24 protein-coding genes are annotated in these 18,707 nt (G+C 59.8%); 10 read left to right on the forward strand and 14 right to left on the reverse strand.

The features are described from left to right. Positions 1-30: 30 nt before the first annotated feature. Positions 31-1,257 carry a winged helix-turn-helix domain-containing protein gene (locus HU727_RS22370; protein WP_186533730.1) on the reverse strand — a complete coding sequence of 409 codons (1,227 nt, stop codon included), beginning with the start codon at positions 1,255-1,257 and terminating at the stop codon, positions 31-33. 64 nt (positions 1,258-1,321) lie between these two features. After that, the gene (locus tag HU727_RS22375; protein WP_186533731.1) at positions 1,322-1,543 is read right to left on the reverse strand and encodes a DUF1127 domain-containing protein; all 222 of its coding nucleotides are present in this window, start codon (positions 1,541-1,543) and stop codon (positions 1,322-1,324) included. A 97-nt stretch (positions 1,544-1,640) separates the two neighbouring features. Here HU727_RS22375 and HU727_RS22380 point away from each other — a divergent pair, with 97 nt between their 5' ends. Next, positions 1,641-2,495, forward strand: coding sequence for a LysR substrate-binding domain-containing protein (locus HU727_RS22380; RefSeq protein ID WP_186533756.1), 855 nt, complete (start codon positions 1,641-1,643; stop codon positions 2,493-2,495). Here HU727_RS22380 and HU727_RS22385 read toward each other — a convergent pair. Next, on the reverse strand, positions 2,485-3,234 hold the full coding sequence (locus HU727_RS22385; protein WP_186533732.1) for a sulfite exporter TauE/SafE family protein: 750 nt from the start codon (positions 3,232-3,234) through the stop codon (positions 2,485-2,487). The two genes, HU727_RS22380 and HU727_RS22385, sit on opposite strands and share 11 nt — an antisense overlap. Before the next feature lie 109 nt (positions 3,235-3,343). Between HU727_RS22385 and HU727_RS22390 the strand changes: the two genes are divergently transcribed. The 4 genes from HU727_RS22390 (at position 3,344) to HU727_RS22405 (ending at position 6,626) form a co-directional block, all read left to right on the forward strand. Further along, positions 3,344-4,300, forward strand: a complete 957-nt coding sequence (locus HU727_RS22390) for a LysR family transcriptional regulator (RefSeq protein WP_186533733.1) — start codon at positions 3,344-3,346, stop codon at positions 4,298-4,300. Positions 4,301-4,374: 74 nt separating this feature from the next. After that, the gene (locus HU727_RS22395) at positions 4,375-4,830 is read left to right on the forward strand and encodes a MarR family winged helix-turn-helix transcriptional regulator (RefSeq protein WP_186533734.1); all 456 of its coding nucleotides are present in this window, start codon (positions 4,375-4,377) and stop codon (positions 4,828-4,830) included. Between the two features lie 328 nt (positions 4,831-5,158). Further along, positions 5,159-5,578 carry an organic hydroperoxide resistance protein gene (locus HU727_RS22400; protein WP_186533735.1) on the forward strand — a complete coding sequence of 140 codons (420 nt, stop codon included), beginning with the start codon at positions 5,159-5,161 and terminating at the stop codon, positions 5,576-5,578. Positions 5,579-5,615: 37 nt separating this feature from the next. Further along, positions 5,616-6,626 (forward strand): alpha/beta hydrolase, encoded by a 1,011-nt coding sequence (locus HU727_RS22405; RefSeq protein WP_186533736.1) that lies wholly within the window; start codon positions 5,616-5,618, stop codon positions 6,624-6,626. Between the two features lie 178 nt (positions 6,627-6,804). Here the strand turns inward: HU727_RS22405 and HU727_RS22410 are convergent, their stop codons facing one another. Next, complete coding sequence (locus tag HU727_RS22410) at positions 6,805-7,374, reverse strand: elongation factor P (protein WP_025113141.1); 570 nt, start codon at positions 7,372-7,374, stop codon at positions 6,805-6,807. A 48-nt stretch (positions 7,375-7,422) separates the two neighbouring features. Then, positions 7,423-8,565, reverse strand: coding sequence for an elongation factor P maturation arginine rhamnosyltransferase EarP (gene earP, locus HU727_RS22415; RefSeq protein ID WP_186533737.1), 1,143 nt, complete (start codon positions 8,563-8,565; stop codon positions 7,423-7,425). Between the two features lie 124 nt (positions 8,566-8,689). Between earP and HU727_RS22420 the strand changes: the two genes are divergently transcribed. Then, positions 8,690-9,106 (forward strand): hypothetical protein, encoded by a 417-nt coding sequence (locus HU727_RS22420; protein WP_186533738.1) that lies wholly within the window; start codon positions 8,690-8,692, stop codon positions 9,104-9,106. A 2-nt stretch (positions 9,107-9,108) separates the two neighbouring features. Next, positions 9,109-9,591 (forward strand): GreA/GreB family elongation factor, encoded by a 483-nt coding sequence (locus tag HU727_RS22425; protein ID WP_186533739.1) that lies wholly within the window; start codon positions 9,109-9,111, stop codon positions 9,589-9,591. 9 nt (positions 9,592-9,600) lie between these two features. On the opposite strand, the gene cysB is transcribed toward HU727_RS22425, so the two are convergent. The 5 genes from cysB to HU727_RS22450 all read right to left on the reverse strand — a co-directional run bounded on the left by cysB (position 9,601) and on the right by HU727_RS22450 (position 13,556). Continuing rightward, on the reverse strand, positions 9,601-10,575 hold the full coding sequence (cysB, locus tag HU727_RS22430) for an HTH-type transcriptional regulator CysB (protein WP_016770873.1): 975 nt from the start codon (positions 10,573-10,575) through the stop codon (positions 9,601-9,603). Positions 10,576-10,688: 113 nt separating this feature from the next. Next, positions 10,689-11,192 carry a universal stress protein gene (locus HU727_RS22435; protein ID WP_186533740.1) on the reverse strand — a complete coding sequence of 168 codons (504 nt, stop codon included), beginning with the start codon at positions 11,190-11,192 and terminating at the stop codon, positions 10,689-10,691. A 96-nt stretch (positions 11,193-11,288) separates the two neighbouring features. Then, positions 11,289-12,194, reverse strand: coding sequence for a 5'-nucleotidase (locus tag HU727_RS22440; protein ID WP_186533741.1), 906 nt, complete (start codon positions 12,192-12,194; stop codon positions 11,289-11,291). A 22-nt stretch (positions 12,195-12,216) separates the two neighbouring features. Beyond that, a complete protein-coding gene (locus HU727_RS22445; RefSeq protein WP_186533742.1) occupies positions 12,217-13,173 on the reverse strand; it encodes a putative 2-dehydropantoate 2-reductase in 957 nt (318 codons plus the stop codon). Next, complete coding sequence (locus tag HU727_RS22450) at positions 13,170-13,556, reverse strand: thioredoxin family protein (protein WP_186533743.1); 387 nt, start codon at positions 13,554-13,556, stop codon at positions 13,170-13,172. The genes HU727_RS22445 and HU727_RS22450 overlap by 4 nt, the downstream gene beginning before the upstream one ends. On the opposite strand from HU727_RS22450, the gene HU727_RS22455 reads away from it, so the two are divergent. Together HU727_RS22455 and HU727_RS22460 are read left to right on the forward strand one after the other, a co-directional pair. After that, the gene (locus HU727_RS22455; protein ID WP_186533744.1) at positions 13,555-13,998 is read left to right on the forward strand and encodes a PilZ domain-containing protein; all 444 of its coding nucleotides are present in this window, start codon (positions 13,555-13,557) and stop codon (positions 13,996-13,998) included. The genes HU727_RS22450 and HU727_RS22455 overlap by 2 nt on opposite strands. 129 nt (positions 13,999-14,127) lie before the next feature. Continuing rightward, positions 14,128-15,204, forward strand: coding sequence for a 3-deoxy-7-phosphoheptulonate synthase (locus HU727_RS22460; protein ID WP_016770878.1), 1,077 nt, complete (start codon positions 14,128-14,130; stop codon positions 15,202-15,204). Between the two features lie 60 nt (positions 15,205-15,264). Here the strand turns inward: HU727_RS22460 and HU727_RS22465 are convergent, their stop codons facing one another. Further along, positions 15,265-15,546, reverse strand: coding sequence for a GNAT family N-acetyltransferase (locus HU727_RS22465; RefSeq protein WP_102900376.1), 282 nt, complete (start codon positions 15,544-15,546; stop codon positions 15,265-15,267). 638 nt (positions 15,547-16,184) lie between these two features. On the opposite strand from HU727_RS22465, the gene oprI reads away from it, so the two are divergent. Then, a complete protein-coding gene (oprI, locus tag HU727_RS22470) occupies positions 16,185-16,436 on the forward strand; it encodes an outer membrane lipoprotei OprI (RefSeq protein WP_003183784.1) in 252 nt (83 codons plus the stop codon). Between the two features lie 128 nt (positions 16,437-16,564). Here oprI and HU727_RS22475 read toward each other — a convergent pair whose 3' ends face one another. From HU727_RS22475 to HU727_RS22485, 3 genes are all read right to left on the reverse strand, one after another. Beyond that, a complete protein-coding gene (locus HU727_RS22475; protein ID WP_186533745.1) occupies positions 16,565-17,533 on the reverse strand; it encodes a L,D-transpeptidase family protein in 969 nt (322 codons plus the stop codon). A 212-nt stretch (positions 17,534-17,745) separates the two neighbouring features. Beyond that, entirely contained in the window at positions 17,746-18,039 is a 294-nt protein-coding gene (locus HU727_RS22480) for a hypothetical protein (protein ID WP_003226812.1), read from the reverse strand. Between the two features lie 57 nt (positions 18,040-18,096). Continuing rightward, positions 18,097-18,702 (reverse strand): arylesterase, encoded by a 606-nt coding sequence (locus tag HU727_RS22485; protein WP_163012169.1) that lies wholly within the window; start codon positions 18,700-18,702, stop codon positions 18,097-18,099. Positions 18,703-18,707: the final 5 nt, after the last annotated feature.

Here is an 18,707-nt window from a genome sequence, read left to right on the forward strand (position 1 = left end):
GGGAGCGAGCCTGCTCGCGAAGAGGCCAGCTCAGGCACCCTCAATCTGGGCCAAGGCCACCCGCAACCGGCCTGCACTCTCGCGCTGGCAATTCAACTGCACCCGCGCCAGCCCCAACCAATCGGCCATCCGCCGCACATTCGTGGCCAGCGCGAGCATCCCCTCCTCGTCCAGCCCCGGCGCTTCCTCGTGCACCGCATGCACCGCCAACTGCCCCGCCGCGCGCTCGGCACGCAAATCCACCCGCGCCGCGATCCGTTCATTGTGCAAAAACGGCAGCACGTAATAGCCGTAAACCCGTTTGTGCTGCGGTGTGTAAATTTCCAGTCGATAGCGGAAATCGAACAAGCGCTCGGTGCGGCTGCGCTCCCAGATCAACGAGTCGAACGGCGACAGCAACGCACTCGCCGTCACGCTGCGCGGGATTTTCGGTTCCGGCAGGCAATAGGCGATCTGCCGCCAACCGGCGACCTCACAGGCCTGCAGTTGACCGCCCCCAACCAGTTCAGCCAGACGCGGACGCGCATCCGCAGGGCTGAGCCGAAAATAGTCGCGCAGATCTTTCTCCGTGCCGACGCCCAACGCCTCAACGGCATGCAGCAACAAGCCGCGTTGCGCCTCGGCCTCGTCGGGCATCGCCTGCTGTAGGATCGAGGCGGGAATCACCCTCTCGGGCAAATCATACAAACGCTCAAAACCGCGCCGCGCCGCCACCGTCACTTCACCAGCGGCGAACAGCCATTCCAGCGCAAGTTTCTCAACGCTCCAGTCCCACCAAGGGCCGGCCTTGTCCTCGCGGGTCGACAAACTGCCAGCGCCCAGCGCGCCCCGCTCCTCGACCGACGCGAGCACCCGGCGAATCGTCTCCTGTTGCTCGCGCCCGAACTTCGCCAGCTGCTGATAGATGTCCTCGCCGCGCCTGGCGCGCTGCATCCGCCAGACCAGCAACGGGTACATCGACAGTGGCAGCAACGATGCTTCATGGCCCCAATATTCAAACAGCGTACGCCGACGCCCCGAACTCCAGGCAGCCTGGTCGAGCAAGTCGCAAGAATAGGTTCCAAGACGGGAAAACAGCGGAAGGTAGTGCGAACGTACCACGGCGTTGACGGAATCGATTTGCAGCAAGCCCAGCCGTTCGATTAGCCGGTTAACGTGGGCAGCCTTGACGGTCGGCGGCTGGCGCCCGTTGAACCCTTGGGCAGCCAGCGCCAGACGTCGCGCCTGTTTGAGGGAAAAGGACACTGTCGCGGGCATTTATTTCTCCATGTCTGCTCGCAACCTACCTCACCTGAAAGGGGTTTGTGTAGCGATGTCCTCATCATTTATGCATCGGGTCGTCCCAGAACGGCCGCACGGTTTCGTGTTCAACATCAGCGCGGCTGATGCCGATGTCCTTTAATGCTTCGTCGCTCAAACTGGCGAGCATCTCCCGTTCGCGGTGGAGTTCGTACCAACGGCCGAACTTGTGCAGCAGATCGGAAACGATATGGCCGTGGCCGGAAAACTGTTCTTCGTTTGCGTACTCTCTTTGACCTTTCATCGTCTTGCCTCCTTTTGTGGATGGCTCAAGTCTCTCCCTGGCGCTAAGATCAATCCAACGAATGTTTCTGATGGCATGCATCACGGAGATTCATCAATTGTCCGCCTACCCCAGTATCGATACCGATGTCTTGCGCACCTTCGTCGCGATTGCCGATCAGGGCGGTTTCACCCGTGCGGGCGAGATGGTCAATCGCACCCAATCGGCGGTAAGCATGCAGATGAAACGTCTGGAAGAAGACGTATTGCAGCGCCAACTGTTCGAACGTGACGGTCGCCAGGTGCGGCTGACGGCCGAGGGCCAGGTGCTGCTCGGCTATGCGCGGCGCATCCTCAAGTTGCACAGCGAGGTGTTCAACACCCTGCGCGAGCCGCACATGGTCGGCACCGTGCGCATCGGCACGCCGGATGATTACGTGATGCGGTTTCTGCCGGGGATCCTGTCGCGATTCGCGCAGTTCTATCCGCTGATCCAGATCGAAGTGCATTGTGAATCGAGCAAACAGTTGCTGCAGCGCACCGATCTGGACCTGTCGATCGTCACGCGCGAGCCAGGCAACGAGCTTGGCCAACTGTTGCGCAAGGAACGGTTTGTCTGGGCGGAGGCGCAAAATTTCAATGCACATGAACAGACGCCATTGCCTCTGGCGATGTTCAACAGCGATTGTTTCTGCCGCTTGTGGGCGTGCAATGCGCTGGACGCCATGGGCCGCGACTACCGCATCGCTTACAACAGCACCAGCCTGTCGGCCCTGATGGCCGTGGTCAGCGCGGGTCTGGCGATCACCGCGCAGCTGGAAAGCCTGATCACACCTGACATGCGCATCCTCGGCGCCGCCGAAGATCTGCCACTGTTGCCGGAGGCCAGCATCATGCTGATCCGCAACCTGAACAATCCTTCGCCGATCACCGAATGCCTGGCCGAGCACATCGTTGAAGGCTTCAAACTTTAAACGCGAGCATTACCGCGCACAGCACCAGAAAACCGCAGAACAACCCGCGCAGGTATTTTTCCGGCATGGCGTGAGCGACTTTCACGCCCCAACTGATGCTGGCCAGACCGCCGAGTGCCAACGGCAGGCCGATCACCCAGTCCACCTCGTGATGCACCGCGTAGGTCACCAACGTTACGCCGGTGCTCGGCAATGCCAGCGCCAGCGACAACCCTTGAGCAACCACTTGTGTGGTGCCGAACAGGCTGGTCAACACGGGCGTCGCTACCACGGCGCCGCCCACGCCGAACAACCCGCCCATGGTTCCAGATGCCGCACCGAGCACGCCCAGCCACGGCCAGGAATGGCGCATCTGGGCAGTCGGCGCGGGCCGGCGACCGAACATTTTCAACAGGTTGTAGGCCGACAGCGCCACCAGAAACGCGACGAAGCCGATGCGCATGGTCTGCGCATCAATCCCCACCGCCCAGATCGAACCCAGCCAGGCAAAGACAAAACCCATCACCGCCAACGGCAGCGCGTGGCGCAATTCAATGCGGGTGCGCTGGTGATAGCGCCACAGCGCGAGCATCACGTTGGGCACCACCATCACCAGCGCCGTGCCTTGGGCGATCTGCTGATCGAGCCCGAACCACACGCCCAGCAAAGGAATGGCGATCAAACCGCCACCGATGCCAAAAATCCCGCCCAAAGTGCCCAGGGCGGCGCCGAACAACAGGTACAGCAGAAATTCCATCACAGCGGCAATCCTCATGTGTCAGGCGTTCAATGCTACGCAGTCACGCCTAGCGGGGAAACGCACAGCAGCGCACAATGGCTATGCGAATTCTGCACAAGCGTATTTACCCATGAATCCCAATCAATTGACCGATCAGCTCGCCCTGTTTCTCGATGTGCTCGAGAGTGGCAGTTTTTCCGCGGCTTCACGTCGCCATCCGCTGACGCCGTCCGCCGTAGCCCGGCGCATCGACAGCCTGGAAAACGCAGTCGGCAGCCAGCTGTTCGTGCGCAGCACCCATGTCGTTCGCCCGACCTCGGCCGGCCTGGCGTTCGCCGAACGGGCGCGGCGGATCATCGCCGAGCTGCAACTGGCGCGCGCCGAGGCCGTCTCGCTGAGCAGTGCGCCGGAAGGCCTGATCCGCATCGACGCGCCAGCAGCGTTCGGGCGACGACACCTGGCGCCGGTGATTGCCGACTTTCTTTTGCTGTACCCGGGGCTGGATGTGCAGATGCACTTGATCGACAGCTTCAGCGACATGGCCGGCGCGAATCTAGGCAAAGTCGATCTGGTGCTGCGGACCGGGCAACTGGCCGACTCCCGGCTGGTTGCCACACCCCTGGCGAGCATGATGCGCGTCGCCTGCGCCAGCCCCGACTATTTGAAGCGGCGCGGCGTGCCCGTTCATCCCTCGCAACTGAGCGAGCACGACGGCCTGGACTGGGAAGGCCTCGCCCCGCACTTTGCCTGGAAGTTCGAGGTGGACGGGCAGATGCAGCTGCATCGGCCATCGCGCGTGCGCCTGAGCGCCAACAATGCCGAAGCCCTGGCGTGTGGCGCGGTGGCGGGACTGGGCGTCGCACACCTGCCGACCTGGCTCGCCAGCGAATACCTGCTGCGCGGTGAATTGCTGCCTCTGTTCTGTGAGAACGGCCTGCCGCCTGCGGAGTCCACCGGTATCTACGCACTGCGGATGGAACAGCGAATACATTCGCGCAGTCGGTTGCTGCTGGAATACCTGAAAACCCGCTTCAGCCCGGTGCCGCCGTGGGATCTGGCGTTGCAACGGCAATTCGGCCGGCACTGACGCCGGGCATATTTATCTGGCGCATTAAAGATTCGAGCGCTAGATTTGTAACGATCAACGATCAAGGCTTTGACATGACTTCCGAACGCGACAACTGCGACGACCTGCTGCTCGACAATCAGGCGTGCTTCGCTCTCCACTCGACCTCGCTCATGATGACCAAGGTCTACAAGCCGCTGTTGCAAGCTCTGGGCCTGACCTATCCGCAATATCTGGCGATGATGGTGTTGTGGGAGAAGGACGGTTTGACGGTGGGAGAAATCAGCGCGCGCCTGCTGACCGATCCGGGTTCGCTGACGCCGTTGCTTAAACGCCTGGAAGCAGAAGGCTTGCTCAGCCGCACCCGCAGTCGCGAGGATGAGCGGGTGGTGATTGTCGAGCTGACCGAAGCGGGCCGGGCTTTGCGGGATAAAGCGCAGACCGTGCCGCAGTGCATTCTTGGCGCCAGCGGTTTCACCCTGGAACGTCTGCAGAAGTTACAGGCCGAGCTGCAAGCGCTGCGCGGACATCTGCAAGACAGCCTGAATTAAGCCCCGCTACATTCCCCTGCGGGAGCGAGCCTGCTCGCGAAAGCGTCCGATCAGACAGCGCGTCGTTGAATGTTCCACCGCCTTCGCGAGCAGGCTCGCTGCCACAGTGATTTCAGCGCCAACAAAAATATTTTTCCCGCCTGAATTCCCTCGTCAAGCGCTCTAAATCAAGCCTTATCCGCCCATTCAACGCTATGCCCTTGAGCAAAACGCGATTTTTGTTAAAAATTTATCTTGCGCGCTAAACATTAGCGCTATACATTCTCTTCACACCTACTTAGCGCGCAAATAATTAGCGCACTACAACACCACTGAAGAGGCTCACACCATGCAAACTCTCTACACTGCAATCGCAACCTCCACTGGCGGCCGTGACGGTCGTGCGATCTCCAGCGACAACGTTCTGGACGTCAAACTGGCCACCCCGAAAGAACTCGGCGGTGCTGGCGGCGCGGCGACCAACCCTGAGCAACTGTTCGCTGCCGGCTACTCGGCCTGCTTCATCGGCGCGCTGAAATTCGTAGCCAGCCAAACCAAACGCAAGATTCCTGACGACGCCTCGATCACCGCCCACGTTGGCATCGGCCAGATCCCCGGCGGTTTCGGTCTGGACATTGATCTGCACATCAGCATGCCTGGCCTGGAACAGGCTGACGCGCAAGCGCTGGTCGACGCCGCTCACCAGGTCTGCCCGTACTCCAACGCCACCCGTGGCAACGTCGATGTTCGTCTGCACGTCACCGTGTAATCCCTGAAGCCCCCGGCCCGAACAAGGAAAAATGAACATGAACACTTTCAGCAAAGTCTTGACCGGTACCCTTCTCACCCTGTCAGTGCACAGCGCCTTTGCCGGTGATGTTGAACACAACACCCAGGCATTTCTCGATGCGTTGAATGCCGGAACTGGCAAGCCGATTGAGCAGCTGTCGCCCAAGGATGCCCGTGCCGTGCTGGTCGGTGCGCAGTCCGGGGTCAAGTTGACGCTGCCCAAAGCCGATGTCAGCGAGAAGACCATACAGGTCGATGGCCAACCGTTGAGCCTGACCATCGTCCGGCCGGCCGGGGTCAAGGGTGAGCTGCCGGTGTTCATGTTCTTCCACGGCGGCGGCTGGGTGCTGGGGGATTTCCCGACCCACGAACGCCTGGTGCGTGATCTGGTGGTCGGTTCGGGGGCGGCAGCCGTATTCGTCAATTACACCCCTTCGCCGGAAGCGCATTACCCGGTGGCGATCAACCAGGCCTACGCCGCGACCAAATGGGTGGCGGAATACGGCAAAGAAATCAACGTCGATGGCAAGCGCCTGGCCGTGGCCGGCAACAGCGTCGGCGGCAACATGGCAGCCGTGGTTGCGCTGATGGCGAAAGACAAAGGCACGCCGGCGATCAAGTTCCAGGTGCTGCTGTGGCCGGTGACCGACGCCAACTTCGACACCGGCTCGTATAACCAGTATGCCGAGGGGCACTTCCTCACCCGCAACATGATGAAGTGGTTCTGGGACAACTACACCACCGACGCCAAACAGCGCAACGAGATCTACGCCTCACCGCTGCGCGCCACCACCGCTCAACTCAAAGGCCTGCCGCCCGCGCTGGTGCAGACAGCGAGTGCCGACGTGTTGCGCGACGAAGGCGAAGCCTACGCACGCAAACTCGACGAGGCCGGTGTACCGGTGACGTCGGTGCGCTACAACGGCATGATCCACGATTACGGCTTGTTGAACGTGGTCAGCCAGGTGCCAGCGGTGCGTTCGGCGATGCTGCAGGCGTCTGAAGAACTCAAGCAACACTTGAAGTAACCACCGTCCCATTGTGGGAGCGAGCCTGCTCGCGAAAGCGTCCCGTCAGACAGCGCTTCATTGAATGACACACCGCATTCGCGAGCAGGCTCGCTCCCACAGGGTTCCGAGTGTTTCTTACAGGCACAAAAAAACCCGACTCAATGGTCGGGTTTTTTCTTTCCGCAAAAAGCAGTGCTTATTTAGCACGGCCTTTGTAGGAGCCGCCTTCGCGGGTGTCGATTTCGATCTTGTCACCGATTTCGATGAAGTCAGCAACTTGCAGCTCAGTACCGTTGCTCAGCTTGGCTGGCTTCATGACTTTGCCGGAAGTGTCACCGCGAGCCGAACCTTCGGTGTAGTCAACTACGCGCACGATGGTGGTCGGTAGCTCTACGGAAACCAGACGCTCTTCGAAGAACACGGCTTCGCAAACGTCGGTCATGCCTTCTTCAACGAAAGGCAGAACGCTTTCGATGTCTTCGGCGTTCAGCTCGTACATGGTGTAGTCAGTGGTGTCCATGAACGTGTAAGTGTCGCCGCTGATGAACGACAGGGTCGCTTCTTTGCGATCCAGGATCACGTCGTCCAGCTTGTCGTCCGCACCGTAAACGGTTTCGGTCTTGTAACCGGTCAGCAGGTTCTTCAGCTTGGTCTTCATGATCGCGCTGTTACGGCCCGACTTGGTGAATTCAGCTTTCTGAACCAGCCAAGGATCGTTGTCGATACGGATCACGGTACCGGGTTTGAGTTCTTTACCAGTTTTCATTGCGAATATCCGAATTTGGATGGGATTTACAAAAATCTAGGCCGCGTATCATATCCAATTTACATAAAACTGTACCAGCGCCGTGGCGAGATCCGCCTGCAAGGCCTGTTCCAGACACCATGCTTGGGCGTTCCCCTCTATCTCGGGCCAATGATTTCGCGCCGCCAGCCAGTGCTCGCCGATCGGTTGGCCTGCGTTCCACGCTCGCCATAGACCGTTCATCGCCTCAGCGGCGGCGGGCGAAAGGTCTTTTGTGTAGAGCGTGAGGAAAGCATCGAGCTTGTCCAGATGGATATCGTCGTCCTGCTGATAGATGTGCCAAAGCATCGGCCGCCCGGCCCATTGCGCCCGCACAAAGGAATCTTCGCCGCGCACCGCGTTGAAATCGCAGCACCATAGCAAATGGTCGTATTGGTCCTGACGCACGAACGGCAACACCTGCACGGTCAGCGACTGACGCACATGAATCGCGCCGACCGTCAGGGTTTCCGCGCCAAGCCAGCGCGCCACATCGCCAAGAATCCGGCCTTCCGGCACCAGGAGATGCGTCGGCGTTGCAGCGGCCGCCAAGACGTCCAGCCAACTGGCCAGTCCGGCGTTTTCGTAAGCAAACAGCGAGATCATTTGCGCATCGGGCGCGGGATCAATGCCCAGGCCTTGCAGGAATTGTCGCTGCGCCGGCCGGTCCTGCTGAAACTGCCGACGCTGTTCGAGCAGTCCGCGTTCGCGCAGCAGGCCACCGGTTCCCGGCTTGAAGCCGGGGAAGAAGAAGAACTTCTGCACCGATTTGTATTTCACCGATGGCAAGCCGTGGCAGCCGGTGACCCAGTCCTCGGCGCTGAGATAGTCGAGATTGAGCCAGAGCGGCGGCGTTTCTCGCGCGGCCATGCTGTCCATATAGTCAGCGGGTAAGTGACAGGCGAACGCGGCAATGACCACATCGGCGGCGTCCGCGTGCAGCCATTCGCTCGGCCAGTGACGCACTTCCACGCCCTGCTGCCATTGCTGCGCAAGATCAATGTCGATCTGCGGGCAGATGCGCTCGAACGCGCGCAAATCGTCGACCCACAACCGCACCGGCAAGGCATGCTCGGCCACCAACTGCCGAGCGAGGCGCCAAGTCACGCCGATATCACCATAGTTGTCGACCACGGTGCAGAAAATATCCCAGCGGGGTTTCACTTCCAGCATGCCTTTCTCCCGTTGGCAAAAGCGTCGATTGTCCGCATAAATGCGCTCGCGAAGAAGAGCCGACGGCGATTAATCTTCGTGCGACAATCGCCGCTCGCCCGCAACCATCCGCCAGGAGGCCGCCATGCCATACCGCCCGAATTCGCGTCGTCCCTTGCCTGTCCAGCTTAGCGCGCTGCATTTGACCGGCAGCATTGCGCTGGGCATCTGGCTGGGCTTCCTCGCCATTGCGCTGACCTGCTGGCTGCTTTCGCGTTTTGTGTTTGCCGAGCAACTGGCGCCCGTCGCACAGGCCGTGCAGCAGATGAGCAGTCCGCCTGCACCGGCGCCCGCTCAAGTGCAACCGGACATCCCGCCGCAGAGCCCGCTGTTCCAACAGTACGAAGAAAACCTGCGCAAGAACGAACAACAGATGCGCCTGGATCAGGCCCGCGCCAATTCGCGCAATGCGTCGAACCCAAAATGCCAGTTCTGGCTGCAACAGGACCAGACCGCGCCGACCGAAAAGAGCCGCGCCAACGTTTTGCAATTCTGTGATTGATCATGAATAAACACACCGTCCACCAATTGATTCTCGACAGGCTGCGCATCGACCTCGATATCGCCGAACGCGCCGCGCAAACCGCTTACGAAACCGCGACCCACGAAGAAAACATCGCCGAAAACAAATACGACACGCTGGGGTTGGAGGCGTCCTATCTGGCGGCCGGTCAGGCGAAACGGGTCGAGGAGATCCGTCAGTCACTGGCGCTGTGCCAGAACCTGACGCTGCGCGCCTACGATGAACATCGCGGGATCGAGGTCGGCGCCCTGCTTGGCCTGGAAGACGAAAAGGGTCGGGAGCAATGGCTGTTTCTGGCGCCGGATGCGGCGGGCCTGAAAGTCGATGTGGTGGGTCAGCCGATTACCGTCATCACGCCGCGCTCGCCATTGGGCAAAAGCCTGCTGGGCAAATTCGAGGGCGATGAGGTGGAGATTCTGGTGGCGGGCACCCGGCAACAGTTTGCTGTCACCGAGGTGCTCTGAAGCGGATGCTTAGTGAACGGGCAGCTCGACGCCGTCGAACAGCTCTTCCAGCTCTTGTTTGTTGTGGCACTGAATGGCTTTGGCCATGACTTCGCGGGTCAGGTGCGGAGCGAATTTTTCGATGAAGTCGCACATGAAGCCGCGCAGAAAAGTACCGCGACGGAAGCCGATCTTGGTGATGCTCGACTCGAACAGCTCGCTGGCATCCAGCACCACCAGGTCGTTATCGAGTTTGGTATCGACCGCCATTTTCGCCACGATGCCCACGCCCAGACCTAGGCGCACGTAGGTTTTGATCACGTCGGCGTCGGCCGCGGTGAACACCACTTTTGGCGTCAGGCCGCGGTGACTGAAGGCTTCGTCGAGCTTCGAGCGGCCAGTGAAACCGAACACGTAAGTCACAATCGGGTATTCAGCCAGGGCTTCGAGAGTCAGCTTCGGCAGCTTCGTCAGCGGGTGGCCATGGGGAACGACCACGCAGCGGTTCCAGCGGTAGCACGGCATCATCACCAGATCGCCAAACAGCTCCAGCGCTTCGGTGGCAATGGCGAAATCGACGGTGCCGTCAGCGGCCATTTCGGCGATCTGCATCGGCGAGCCCTGATGCATGTGCAGGGCCACGTCCGGGTATTGCTTGATGAAATTGCTGATCACCGGCGGCAGCGCATAACGCGCCTGGGTGTGAGTGGTGGCGATCGACAGTGTGCCCTTCTTCTCGTTGGAGAATTCCTGGGCGATCTGCTTGATGCTTTCAACCTTGCGCAAAATCTCACCGGCGGTGGTGATGATTCGCTCGCCGGCCGGGGTGACGCGGGTCAAGTGCTTGCCGCTGCGGGCAAAGACTTCGACGCCCAGTTCATCTTCCAGCAGGCGGATCTGTTTACTGATGCCCGGTTGCGAGGTGTACAGGCTTTGGGCGGTAGCGGAAACGTTGAGGTCGTGGTGCGCCACTTCCCAGATGTAGCGCAATTGTTGAAGCTTCATATCAATCCCTCAAAGCAGGTAGACGCCACGGGCATCAGCGACGGTATATAACTATATTAATGGTTCGAAGAATAAATCTAGAACTTTTTTATCAAAACGCCATTATTCCTGATTCAGCGATCTTCCCGGCGCCGACGCTCCATCAACGGCACCAGATAAACCGGCACTTTGGCCAATTGCAGGACCCGCGCCGCCGTGCGCCCCAACGGCGTTTCTGCGCCCACCCCATGGCTATGGCTGCCGACGATCACCAGATCGACCGAGAGTTTCTGCACCTGGTCGAGAATCACCTGCGAGGGATCGCCCTGCAGCACGCGCACCGCGCGAATGCGCTGCAGATCTGCCTCGCCCTCGCCCCCGAGCTCTTCACGAAAGCTGTCCAGCACCCGTTGTTCGATATTGGCGATGACTGTTTTCAGACCCTGACTATGGAATTCGTTCAATGCCTGCTCGTCGAGATAGCTTTGCAGCACCGACTCGGCAAACAGTCCCATGGGTTCTACCGCATGCACCACGTAGAGATCGGCATTGAATGTTCGCGCCAACGCCAGGGCATGCTGCATCACGAACGGTGCGTAAAGACCGAGGTCGGTGGCATACAGCATTGAGCGAATCATGGGACCTCCTCACGTGCCGACTATGGCGGAGATGGATTCAGCTTAGCAGTGCCTTGACGAGTGCGACGTGCGACGCAACGCGCCGACCAAAGGGCTCTAAATCGACGGCTCGTTGCTGATCCCGTGCGGCACATGGCCTGTCGCGACCACCTCACGGGCCAACTCGCAATGGCCGGTCTGGTCATCAAAGAACACGTCGGCGGCGAACGCTTCAAGGAACGCCGATTTGGTCAGACCGCCGAGGAACAATGATTCATCGAGACGGATGTCCCATTCGCGCAGCGTGCGAATCACCCGTTCATGGGCCGGCGCCGAACGCGCAGTGACCAGCGCGGTGCGGATTGGGCAGTCCTCATCGGGAAACTCACGCTGCAACAGGTTGAGCGCCGCCAGAAACCCTTTGAACGGCCCGCCGCGCAACGGCTCACGCGCCGATTCCCGCTCCTTGGCTTGAAACGCCTCCAGTCCACCGGACTGATAGACGCGTTCGGATTCATCAGAAAAAATCACCGCGTCGCCGTCGAATGCGATACGCAATTCATCGCTGGCCGCGCGGCTGGCGCCACCGGACAAAATCGTTGCCGCCGCGAACCCGGCGTCCAGCGCTGCCCGGACGTCTTCGGCATGGGTCGAGAGAAACAGGTCGCAGCCAAACGCTTTCAGATACGGATAGGGACTGCGCCCGCCAACGAAGGCCGCGCGGGAAATCGCCAGCCCATAATGGTGAATCGAATTGAATACGCGCAGTCCGGTGTCGGCGCTGTTGCGCGAGACCAGAATCACCTCGACCCGCGCACGGCCCAGGCGACTGTTCAGGTTCAGGAGTTTTTCCACCAGCGGGAATGCGTCACCCGGCGCGAGAATTTCGTCTTCGTGCTCGATCTGGTATTGCCGATAGGCTTCGACGCCGCTCGACAAATAAATCTTGTGGCTTTCGCTCAGGTCGAACAAGGCGCGCGAGGAAATCGCCAGCACCAGTTTGTCATCGATGTTATTGGCCATGCCTTCCCCCAAAGCGACCGACTCAGGTATTGCGTCGGTCGATAAAACCCAGATGGCGATACAACGCCTCGATACGCGGCAACTCGCAGCCCGCCGCTTTCGCCGCCGCCAGTGGCCGGGCGTAAATCGCCTCCAGCTCCAGCGGGCGTTTGTGTAAAAAGTCGTGGTACATGCTCGGCCAGTAGTCGGGCATTTTCTCGGTCATGCTGAACAAATATTCGGCGTAGCCGGGCGCAATTTCGTATCCGCAGGCCTTGGCGCCCTGAACCACTTCAGCCATCAACGCCTGAATCGAAGTGCGGCTGTCGGCGTCGGCCATCAGTGCTGCGGTGCCCGCGCCCAGCAGCACCGAAAGTCCGTTGTAGGGAATGTTCCAGACCAGTTTCTGCCAGCGTGCCTGATGCAGGTTGGCCATTGCCTGGGAATCTATGCCCGCAGCGCGGAACAGTCCCGCGCCCTCCTCGACGATCGCCATGCGCGCTGCTTCATCAATGACCGGACCACTGTGGTAACCGACGTTCACTGCGCCAAGAGCCTGATGGGTAATCTGCCCCGGACCGTCGCGGTTCACGCAGATCAGGCACAGACCGCCGAGCAGATGCAGCGAATCAGGCAGGAGCGGTCGCAGGTTGTCCTCGACATCCAGACCGTTCTGCAACAACAGCACTTTCGCATCGGGTTTGGCCGCTTGAATGATTGCTGGCGCCAGACCGGCGTTACTGGTGGTTTTCGTGCCGACCAACAGCCAGTCGCAGCGCGGCATGTCTTCGGCGACGCAATAAGCATTGGCCGGATCCAGCGTCAGCGGCCCGTGCACCGCGCTGTTGACCTGCAAGCCGCGCTCCGCCACCGCCGAAAATTCACTGCGCAACAAAAAATGCACGTCGAAACCGGCGCGCGCCAGCATCACCCCGTAAAACCCACCGATTGCACCGGTGCCGATAATCCCCACCACCGGTTTGCTCACTGTCTCGCTCATGGCAACTCCTCTGCAATTCGACCCAGCGCCTGAGCCACTGCCTGGTTGAGCTCGTCAACCGTCAGGCGGGTGTGCAGTGCGCCAAAGAACTCGCCGTCGCGCACCACAAACAGCGCCGGCAAATGAAACACCTGATAACGCTCGACCAGCCCACCGTTGTCGCCGGCATCAATCCAGCACAGACGATCAATCGCCAGCGGCAGGCCCGGCAGGACCTCGCGGGCGTAGCGACAACTGGCGCAGCCGACGCTGGTGAAAATCACCAGCGAAACACCGCTCATCGCCAACAGACGCTGATCGGCGTCGAAGTCGGTCAGTTCGGTTTCGACCACTATACTGGGGGAAGCCTTGTCAATTGGCCGACACAGGGAGTCTGTGCTCATGGGACGTTTCATTCCTCATCCGGACGAAGTGCCGGTTGAATTGACGTTACTCAAGCCTGAATGTATTTCCAGACAACAGCTGCACACTATCAGCCTCGGCGGCATCGCTTGCAATTACCACCGCGCCTGGCGCCACGGCACCGCCTTGCAAGTGCGCATGCCTACGCTCAATGAAACACTCTGCTACCCGGGCTATGTGGCCTGGTGTCTGCGCCGCAAGAAAGGCTATCTGGTGGGCATCGCCTTCACGGATGAGCAGACCCTGTTCAGCGCGCGAATGGGTGAGCAGGTGTGTCAGATCGAACGTTATTACCGCATGCGGGACCGCCACGAAAATCTGCAGGATATTCAGGCGCTGGCCCTGCGATGGGTCGAGCAGCACGCCGAAGAATTCTCCCACGACAACCTGCGCAAGGCTTTTGCGCAGCCAGCGCTGGACTAAAGCACCGTTTGCCCATTGTCGAGCCGCGTCTGACGCGCTAAGGTTCGGCTCCCCCGACGCGCTAAATCTGCTGTGCTCCGCCGCGCGGGGATCGCTGGCGGCCGGCACCCGTGACCTGACGAGTAAACGATGGCTGATTTACCGATCAACGACCTAAACGTCGCCTCTAACGAGACCCTGATCACTCCCGATCAGCTCAAGCGTGATATCCCCCTGAGCGACGCCGCCCTGCGCACCGTCACCAAGGGCCGCGAAGTCATTCGCAATATTCTCGATGGCACCGACCACCGTCTGTTCGTCGTGATCGGCCCCTGCTCGATTCACGATATCAAGGCTGCCCACGAATACGCCGATCGCCTCAAGGTGCTGGCGGAGGAAGTCTCCGACACCCTTTATCTGGTCATGCGTGTGTACTTCGAGAAGCCGCGCACCACCGTCGGCTGGAAAGGCCTGATCAACGATCCGTACCTGGACGATTCGTTCAAGATTCAGGACGGCTTGCACATCGGTCGTCAGTTACTGCTCGACCTGGCTGAAAAAGGCCTGCCGACCGCCACCGAAGCCCTCGACCCGATCTCCCCGCAGTATCTGCAGGACCTGATCAGCTGGTCGGCCATCGGCGCACGTACAACCGAATCCCAGACCCACCGTGAAATGGCCTCCGGCCTGTCTTCGGCCGTCGGTTTCAAGAACGGCACCGACGGCGGCCTTACCGTGGCGATCAACGCCTTGCAGTCGGTCTCCAGCCCGCACCGCTTCCTGGGTATCAACCAGGAAGGTGGCGTGTCGATCGTCACCACCAAAGGCAACGCCTACGGCCACGTGGTGCTGCGCGGCGGTAACGGCAAGCCGAACTACGATTCGGTCAGCGTCGCCCTGTGCGAGCAGGCGCTGAACAAGGCGAAGATCAAGCCGAACATCATGGTCGACTGCAGCCACGCCAACTCCAACAAGGACCCGGCCCTGCAACCGCTGGTGATGGAGAACGTTGCCAACCAGATCCTCGAAGGCAACCAGTCGATCATCGGCCTGATGGTCGAAAGTCACTTGAACTGGGGTTGCCAGGCGATTCCAAAAGATCTCGCCGATCTGCAATACGGCGTGTCGATCACCGATGCCTGCATCGACTGGTCCGCCACCGAGAACACCCTGCGCAGCATGCACGCCAAGCTCAAGGATGTTTTGCCGAAACGTCAGCGCACCTGAGTCTCGTTTTTCGGGCATAAAAAAACGCCGGGCATTGCCCGGCGTTTTTGTGTGTGCGGTTCAGATCTTCGCGGCGCGGCGCTGATGGCGCTCCATGTAACGCTCGACGTAGGAGCATGAAGGAATCACCGTGTAGCCCATCTCTTCGGCGTACTGCAGCGCGCGTTCGGTCAGCGCCGCAGCAATGCCACGACCGCGCAGGGCGTTGGGCACGAAGGTGCGATAGATATCCAGGGTCTGTTTGCCCAGATCCATATAGGTCAGGTAGGCACGATGACCGTCCACATTGGTCTCGAATTGATGACCAGCCTGGTCATGGTGGATGGACAACGCCTCGCTCATCACTACTCCTCGCGGGTCTTGGATTCTGACCCCTACCTTACCGATGTTTTCCCGGCGAAGGAACATCTACGCCACCCCGTGCCTGATAGACACCGAGAAGAGCCACACCGATCTCGCGCAACCTGACACTTGATAAATAGTAGGCACCATTGGCGGGAATGCTCAAGGTGCACTCGTCATCAGACGGATTGCGTGCAATGGCTCCGATGGTCGCAGGTCTGGCTGGAAGACGATCTTCGCGCGCCATTTGCCTGAACATTGCCGGATGTTGAGACTTAAGACGTGCAACCTTTTTTAAAGTCACCTCAACATCAACAAAGATGCGCGAAGCAGCTCACACAAGCGCAGCACAAGTATTGACGAATACATTTAGATAGACTTTAGCCAATGCCCTGAAAACAGTGCGCAGGCAACGGAACTTTTTCACATTAACTCGCTCAGGGCGGGGCCTGTAGCTGGATGTTTTTTATACAGCGCAGTTAAAAGTTGCTCGAAAAAGAATCAACGCCTACAATTTTTTTTGCTTCTTGCGCTACGTCAGTTTACTTACTACAAGTAATGGGTAGTATGTACGCCGGCTATTTCCTCAATCGTGAGGAGACAGCTACTTAATTTGAAAGTCCTTGAAGGGGAACACGATGAACAACGTTCTGAAATTCTCTGCTCTGGCTCTGGCCGCAGTTCTGGCTACCGGTTGCAGCAGCGCATCGAAAGAAACCGAAGCACGTCTGACCGCTACTGAAGACGCAGCTGCTCGCTCCCAGGCTCGTGCAGACGAAGCTTACCGTAAAGCTGATGAAGCTCTGGCTGCTGCTCAAAAAGCACAACAGACTGCTGACGAAGCTAACGAGCGTGCTCTGCGCATGCTGGAAAAAGCTAGCCGCAAGTAATAATCCTTCGGGATTGTTATACGAGCCGACCCATTTTTTGGGTCGGCTTTTTTGTGCCCACGATTTTTCTTCGGGCATGAAAAAACCCGCCGACGCGCAAGCATCGGCGGGTTTTTGGTCAGGCCTGGTTACTGCAGCTCGACCGGCGTACTCGACACCATCGGCGCCGCGTTGTTCGGCGTGGCGATCTCGACAGGCAGGCCATCTTCGGCCGCGACTACATCACGCACCACATCCCAGTCCATGCGCAGGTTGCTGGTGATGTCCTCACGCTTGAGCATCGCGTTGATCACTGCCGTGTGCTTGTCGACCACGGACGGGTTGCCCTTGTCATCGAGCGGCGTGTGCGCTTCCAGGTAAACCTTGCCGCCACTGCGACCGAACTTGTACGGATCATTGATGATGCGCACCGACGTGCCCACCGGCACCATGCCGGCCATTTCCAGCACGTTGTTGTTGAACATGCGGAAGCAGCCGTGGCTGGTGCGCATGCCGATACCGAACTTCTTGTTCGAACCGTGAATCAGGTAGCCCGGCGTGCCGAGGGTGAACTTGAACGGGCCCAGCGGGTTGTCAGGGCCGGCCGGCACCACGTTTGGCAGCGGATCACCATCAGCGGCGTGTTCAGCCTTGATCGAGGCGGGAGGCGTCCAGGTCGGGTTCGGCGTCTTGGCGATGATCGAGGTGTGCGCGATTGGCGATCCCCAACCCTCACGACCGATACCCAGCGGGAAGGTGTACACCACGTCCCGGCCTTTCGGGTAGTAATAGAGGCGGTATTCGGCCAGGTTGATGACGATGCCTTCACGCGGGCCCGGTGGCAGGATGAAACGCGTCGGCAGAACGATCTCGGTGCCAGCGCCCGGCAGCCAGGCATCGATGCCCGGGTTGGCCGCAACCATTTCCGAATAGCCCAGGTCGTAGGTGGTGCCCAGATCGGCAAAAGTGTCTTCGTACTTGGCTTTGATCACCTGCACCTGGCCGACGATGTCCTCGCCGGGTGGTGGCAGGGGAAGCTCCAATGCAGCAACGGGACCGGCCACACACAGGGCGGCAAGTGACAGGCAGCGGGTGACGGCAGGAAAGCGCGGCAACATCCGGAAAATCCTTCGCATGATCATCAAGGGTATAAGGGCGCGATTGTACACCGCGGCTTGGGGATTCGGGGAGGTAGCACCGCTATTGGCGACAGGGTGCTTTCAAGGTGGGAGCGAGCCTGCTCGCGAAAGCAGTGTGTCAGCGACCGTAAATGTCGATTGATAAAACCCCTTCGCGAGCAGGCTCGCTCCCACACTTTGATCTTGAGCGCTCAGAGCTCGAAGCGCAGCTCAGGCCAGATCGGCGACGTGCCGCGTTTCTGCGATTCGAGGATTGCCCGGCACAGCGAGCACAGGCGTTGATCCTGAAACACCCGCCGATCCACGCTCGACCAGCGCGGTTGCGCCGGCAGAAGGCTGCCGCACAGCGTCCGATCGGCCGAGCCACCGAGCTCCAACTGACGCGTCACCAGATGCACCCGCACTTCCTGGCAGGCGAACAGGTCCAGCTGCTCGTCAGGCTCGATCAGTTGGTAGGCAAACAGGGACCAGGCAGGACGCGGCATCGGGGCCTCCAAATTAGGGGGCGCCACATTAGCCGAAAGCCTGCCGCTAGAAAAGCCTCATAACAGTGGTTTTAGCGTCGGCCAGACATTTTCCAGCAACTTGCCCTGAGCCCCGGCAGCCGGGTGCAGACCATCGGCCTGCATCAGGTCGGGATGACCGCCAACCCCTTCCAGGAAAAACGGCACCAGAGGGATGTTTTTCTCTTCGGCGAGCTTGCCATAAACCTCGGCAAATGAATCGGTGTAGCGCTTGCCGTAATTAGGCGGCAACTGCATGCCCAGCAGCAGCACTTTCGCACCGCTTTGGCGAGAGCTGTCGATCATCGAGGCAAGATTTTGTTGCAATTGCGCTGGCGGCATTCCGCGCAGGCCATCATTGCCGCCGAGTTCGAGGATGACCAGCTCCGGTTTATGCTCTGCAAGCAGCGCAGGCAGCCGCGCCTGGCCTCCGGCGCTGGTGTCACCGCTGATGGAGGCATTGACGACTTTATCGTCGAAACCCTCCTGTTTGAGCCGTTGCTCGAGCAACGATACCCACCCCAGACGGGTATCCAGTCCGAAACCGGCGCTGATACTATCGCCAACGATCAGGACAGTACCCGCCGCTGCGTTCTGGGCCATGCACATCAAGGCCAGGCCAGCACTCAAAAACCATACACGCATCGGAT

The organism is Pseudomonas khorasanensis (assembly GCF_014268505.2).
Taxonomy (GTDB): domain Bacteria; phylum Pseudomonadota; class Gammaproteobacteria; order Pseudomonadales; family Pseudomonadaceae; genus Aquipseudomonas; species Aquipseudomonas khorasanensis.

Bases quoted from the DNA above. Each gene is read 5' to 3' on its own strand.
- HU727_RS22445 (WP_186533742.1), bottom strand. From the start codon at position 13,173: ATGAGCGAGACAGTGAGCAAACCGGTGGTGGGGATTATCGGCACCGGT.
- HU727_RS22435 (WP_186533740.1), bottom strand. From the start codon at position 11,192: ATGATTCGCTCAATGCTGTATGCCACCGACCTCGGTCTTTACGCACCG.
- HU727_RS22465 (WP_102900376.1), bottom strand. From the start codon at position 15,546: ATGAGCGAGGCGTTGTCCATCCACCATGACCAGGCTGGTCATCAATTC.
- HU727_RS22405 (WP_186533736.1), top strand. From the start codon at position 5,616: ATGAACACTTTCAGCAAAGTCTTGACCGGTACCCTTCTCACCCTGTCA.
- HU727_RS22460 (WP_016770878.1), top strand. From the start codon at position 14,128: ATGGCTGATTTACCGATCAACGACCTAAACGTCGCCTCTAACGAGACC.
- HU727_RS22370 (WP_186533730.1), bottom strand. From the start codon at position 1,257: ATGCCCGCGACAGTGTCCTTTTCCCTCAAACAGGCGCGACGTCTGGCG.
- HU727_RS22485 (WP_163012169.1), bottom strand. From the start codon at position 18,702: ATGCGTGTATGGTTTTTGAGTGCTGGCCTGGCCTTGATGTGCATGGCC.
- HU727_RS22395 (WP_186533734.1), top strand. From the start codon at position 4,375: ATGACTTCCGAACGCGACAACTGCGACGACCTGCTGCTCGACAATCAG.
- HU727_RS22455 (WP_186533744.1), top strand. From the start codon at position 13,555: ATGGGACGTTTCATTCCTCATCCGGACGAAGTGCCGGTTGAATTGACG.
- HU727_RS22440 (WP_186533741.1), bottom strand. From the start codon at position 12,194: ATGGCCAATAACATCGATGACAAACTGGTGCTGGCGATTTCCTCGCGC.
- HU727_RS22410 (WP_025113141.1), bottom strand. From the start codon at position 7,374: ATGAAAACTGGTAAAGAACTCAAACCCGGTACCGTGATCCGTATCGAC.
- HU727_RS22480 (WP_003226812.1), bottom strand. From the start codon at position 18,039: ATGCCGCGTCCTGCCTGGTCCCTGTTTGCCTACCAACTGATCGAGCCT.
- HU727_RS22425 (WP_186533739.1), top strand. From the start codon at position 9,109: ATGAATAAACACACCGTCCACCAATTGATTCTCGACAGGCTGCGCATC.
- HU727_RS22475 (WP_186533745.1), bottom strand. From the start codon at position 17,533: ATGTTGCCGCGCTTTCCTGCCGTCACCCGCTGCCTGTCACTTGCCGCC.
- HU727_RS22450 (WP_186533743.1), bottom strand. From the start codon at position 13,556: ATGAGCACAGACTCCCTGTGTCGGCCAATTGACAAGGCTTCCCCCAGT.
- HU727_RS22420 (WP_186533738.1), top strand. From the start codon at position 8,690: ATGCCATACCGCCCGAATTCGCGTCGTCCCTTGCCTGTCCAGCTTAGC.
- HU727_RS22375 (WP_186533731.1), bottom strand. From the start codon at position 1,543: ATGAAAGGTCAAAGAGAGTACGCAAACGAAGAACAGTTTTCCGGCCAC.
- oprI (WP_003183784.1), top strand. From the start codon at position 16,185: ATGAACAACGTTCTGAAATTCTCTGCTCTGGCTCTGGCCGCAGTTCTG.
- earP (WP_186533737.1), bottom strand. From the start codon at position 8,565: ATGCTGGAAGTGAAACCCCGCTGGGATATTTTCTGCACCGTGGTCGAC.
- HU727_RS22400 (WP_186533735.1), top strand. From the start codon at position 5,159: ATGCAAACTCTCTACACTGCAATCGCAACCTCCACTGGCGGCCGTGAC.
- HU727_RS22390 (WP_186533733.1), top strand. From the start codon at position 3,344: ATGAATCCCAATCAATTGACCGATCAGCTCGCCCTGTTTCTCGATGTG.
- cysB (WP_016770873.1), bottom strand. From the start codon at position 10,575: ATGAAGCTTCAACAATTGCGCTACATCTGGGAAGTGGCGCACCACGAC.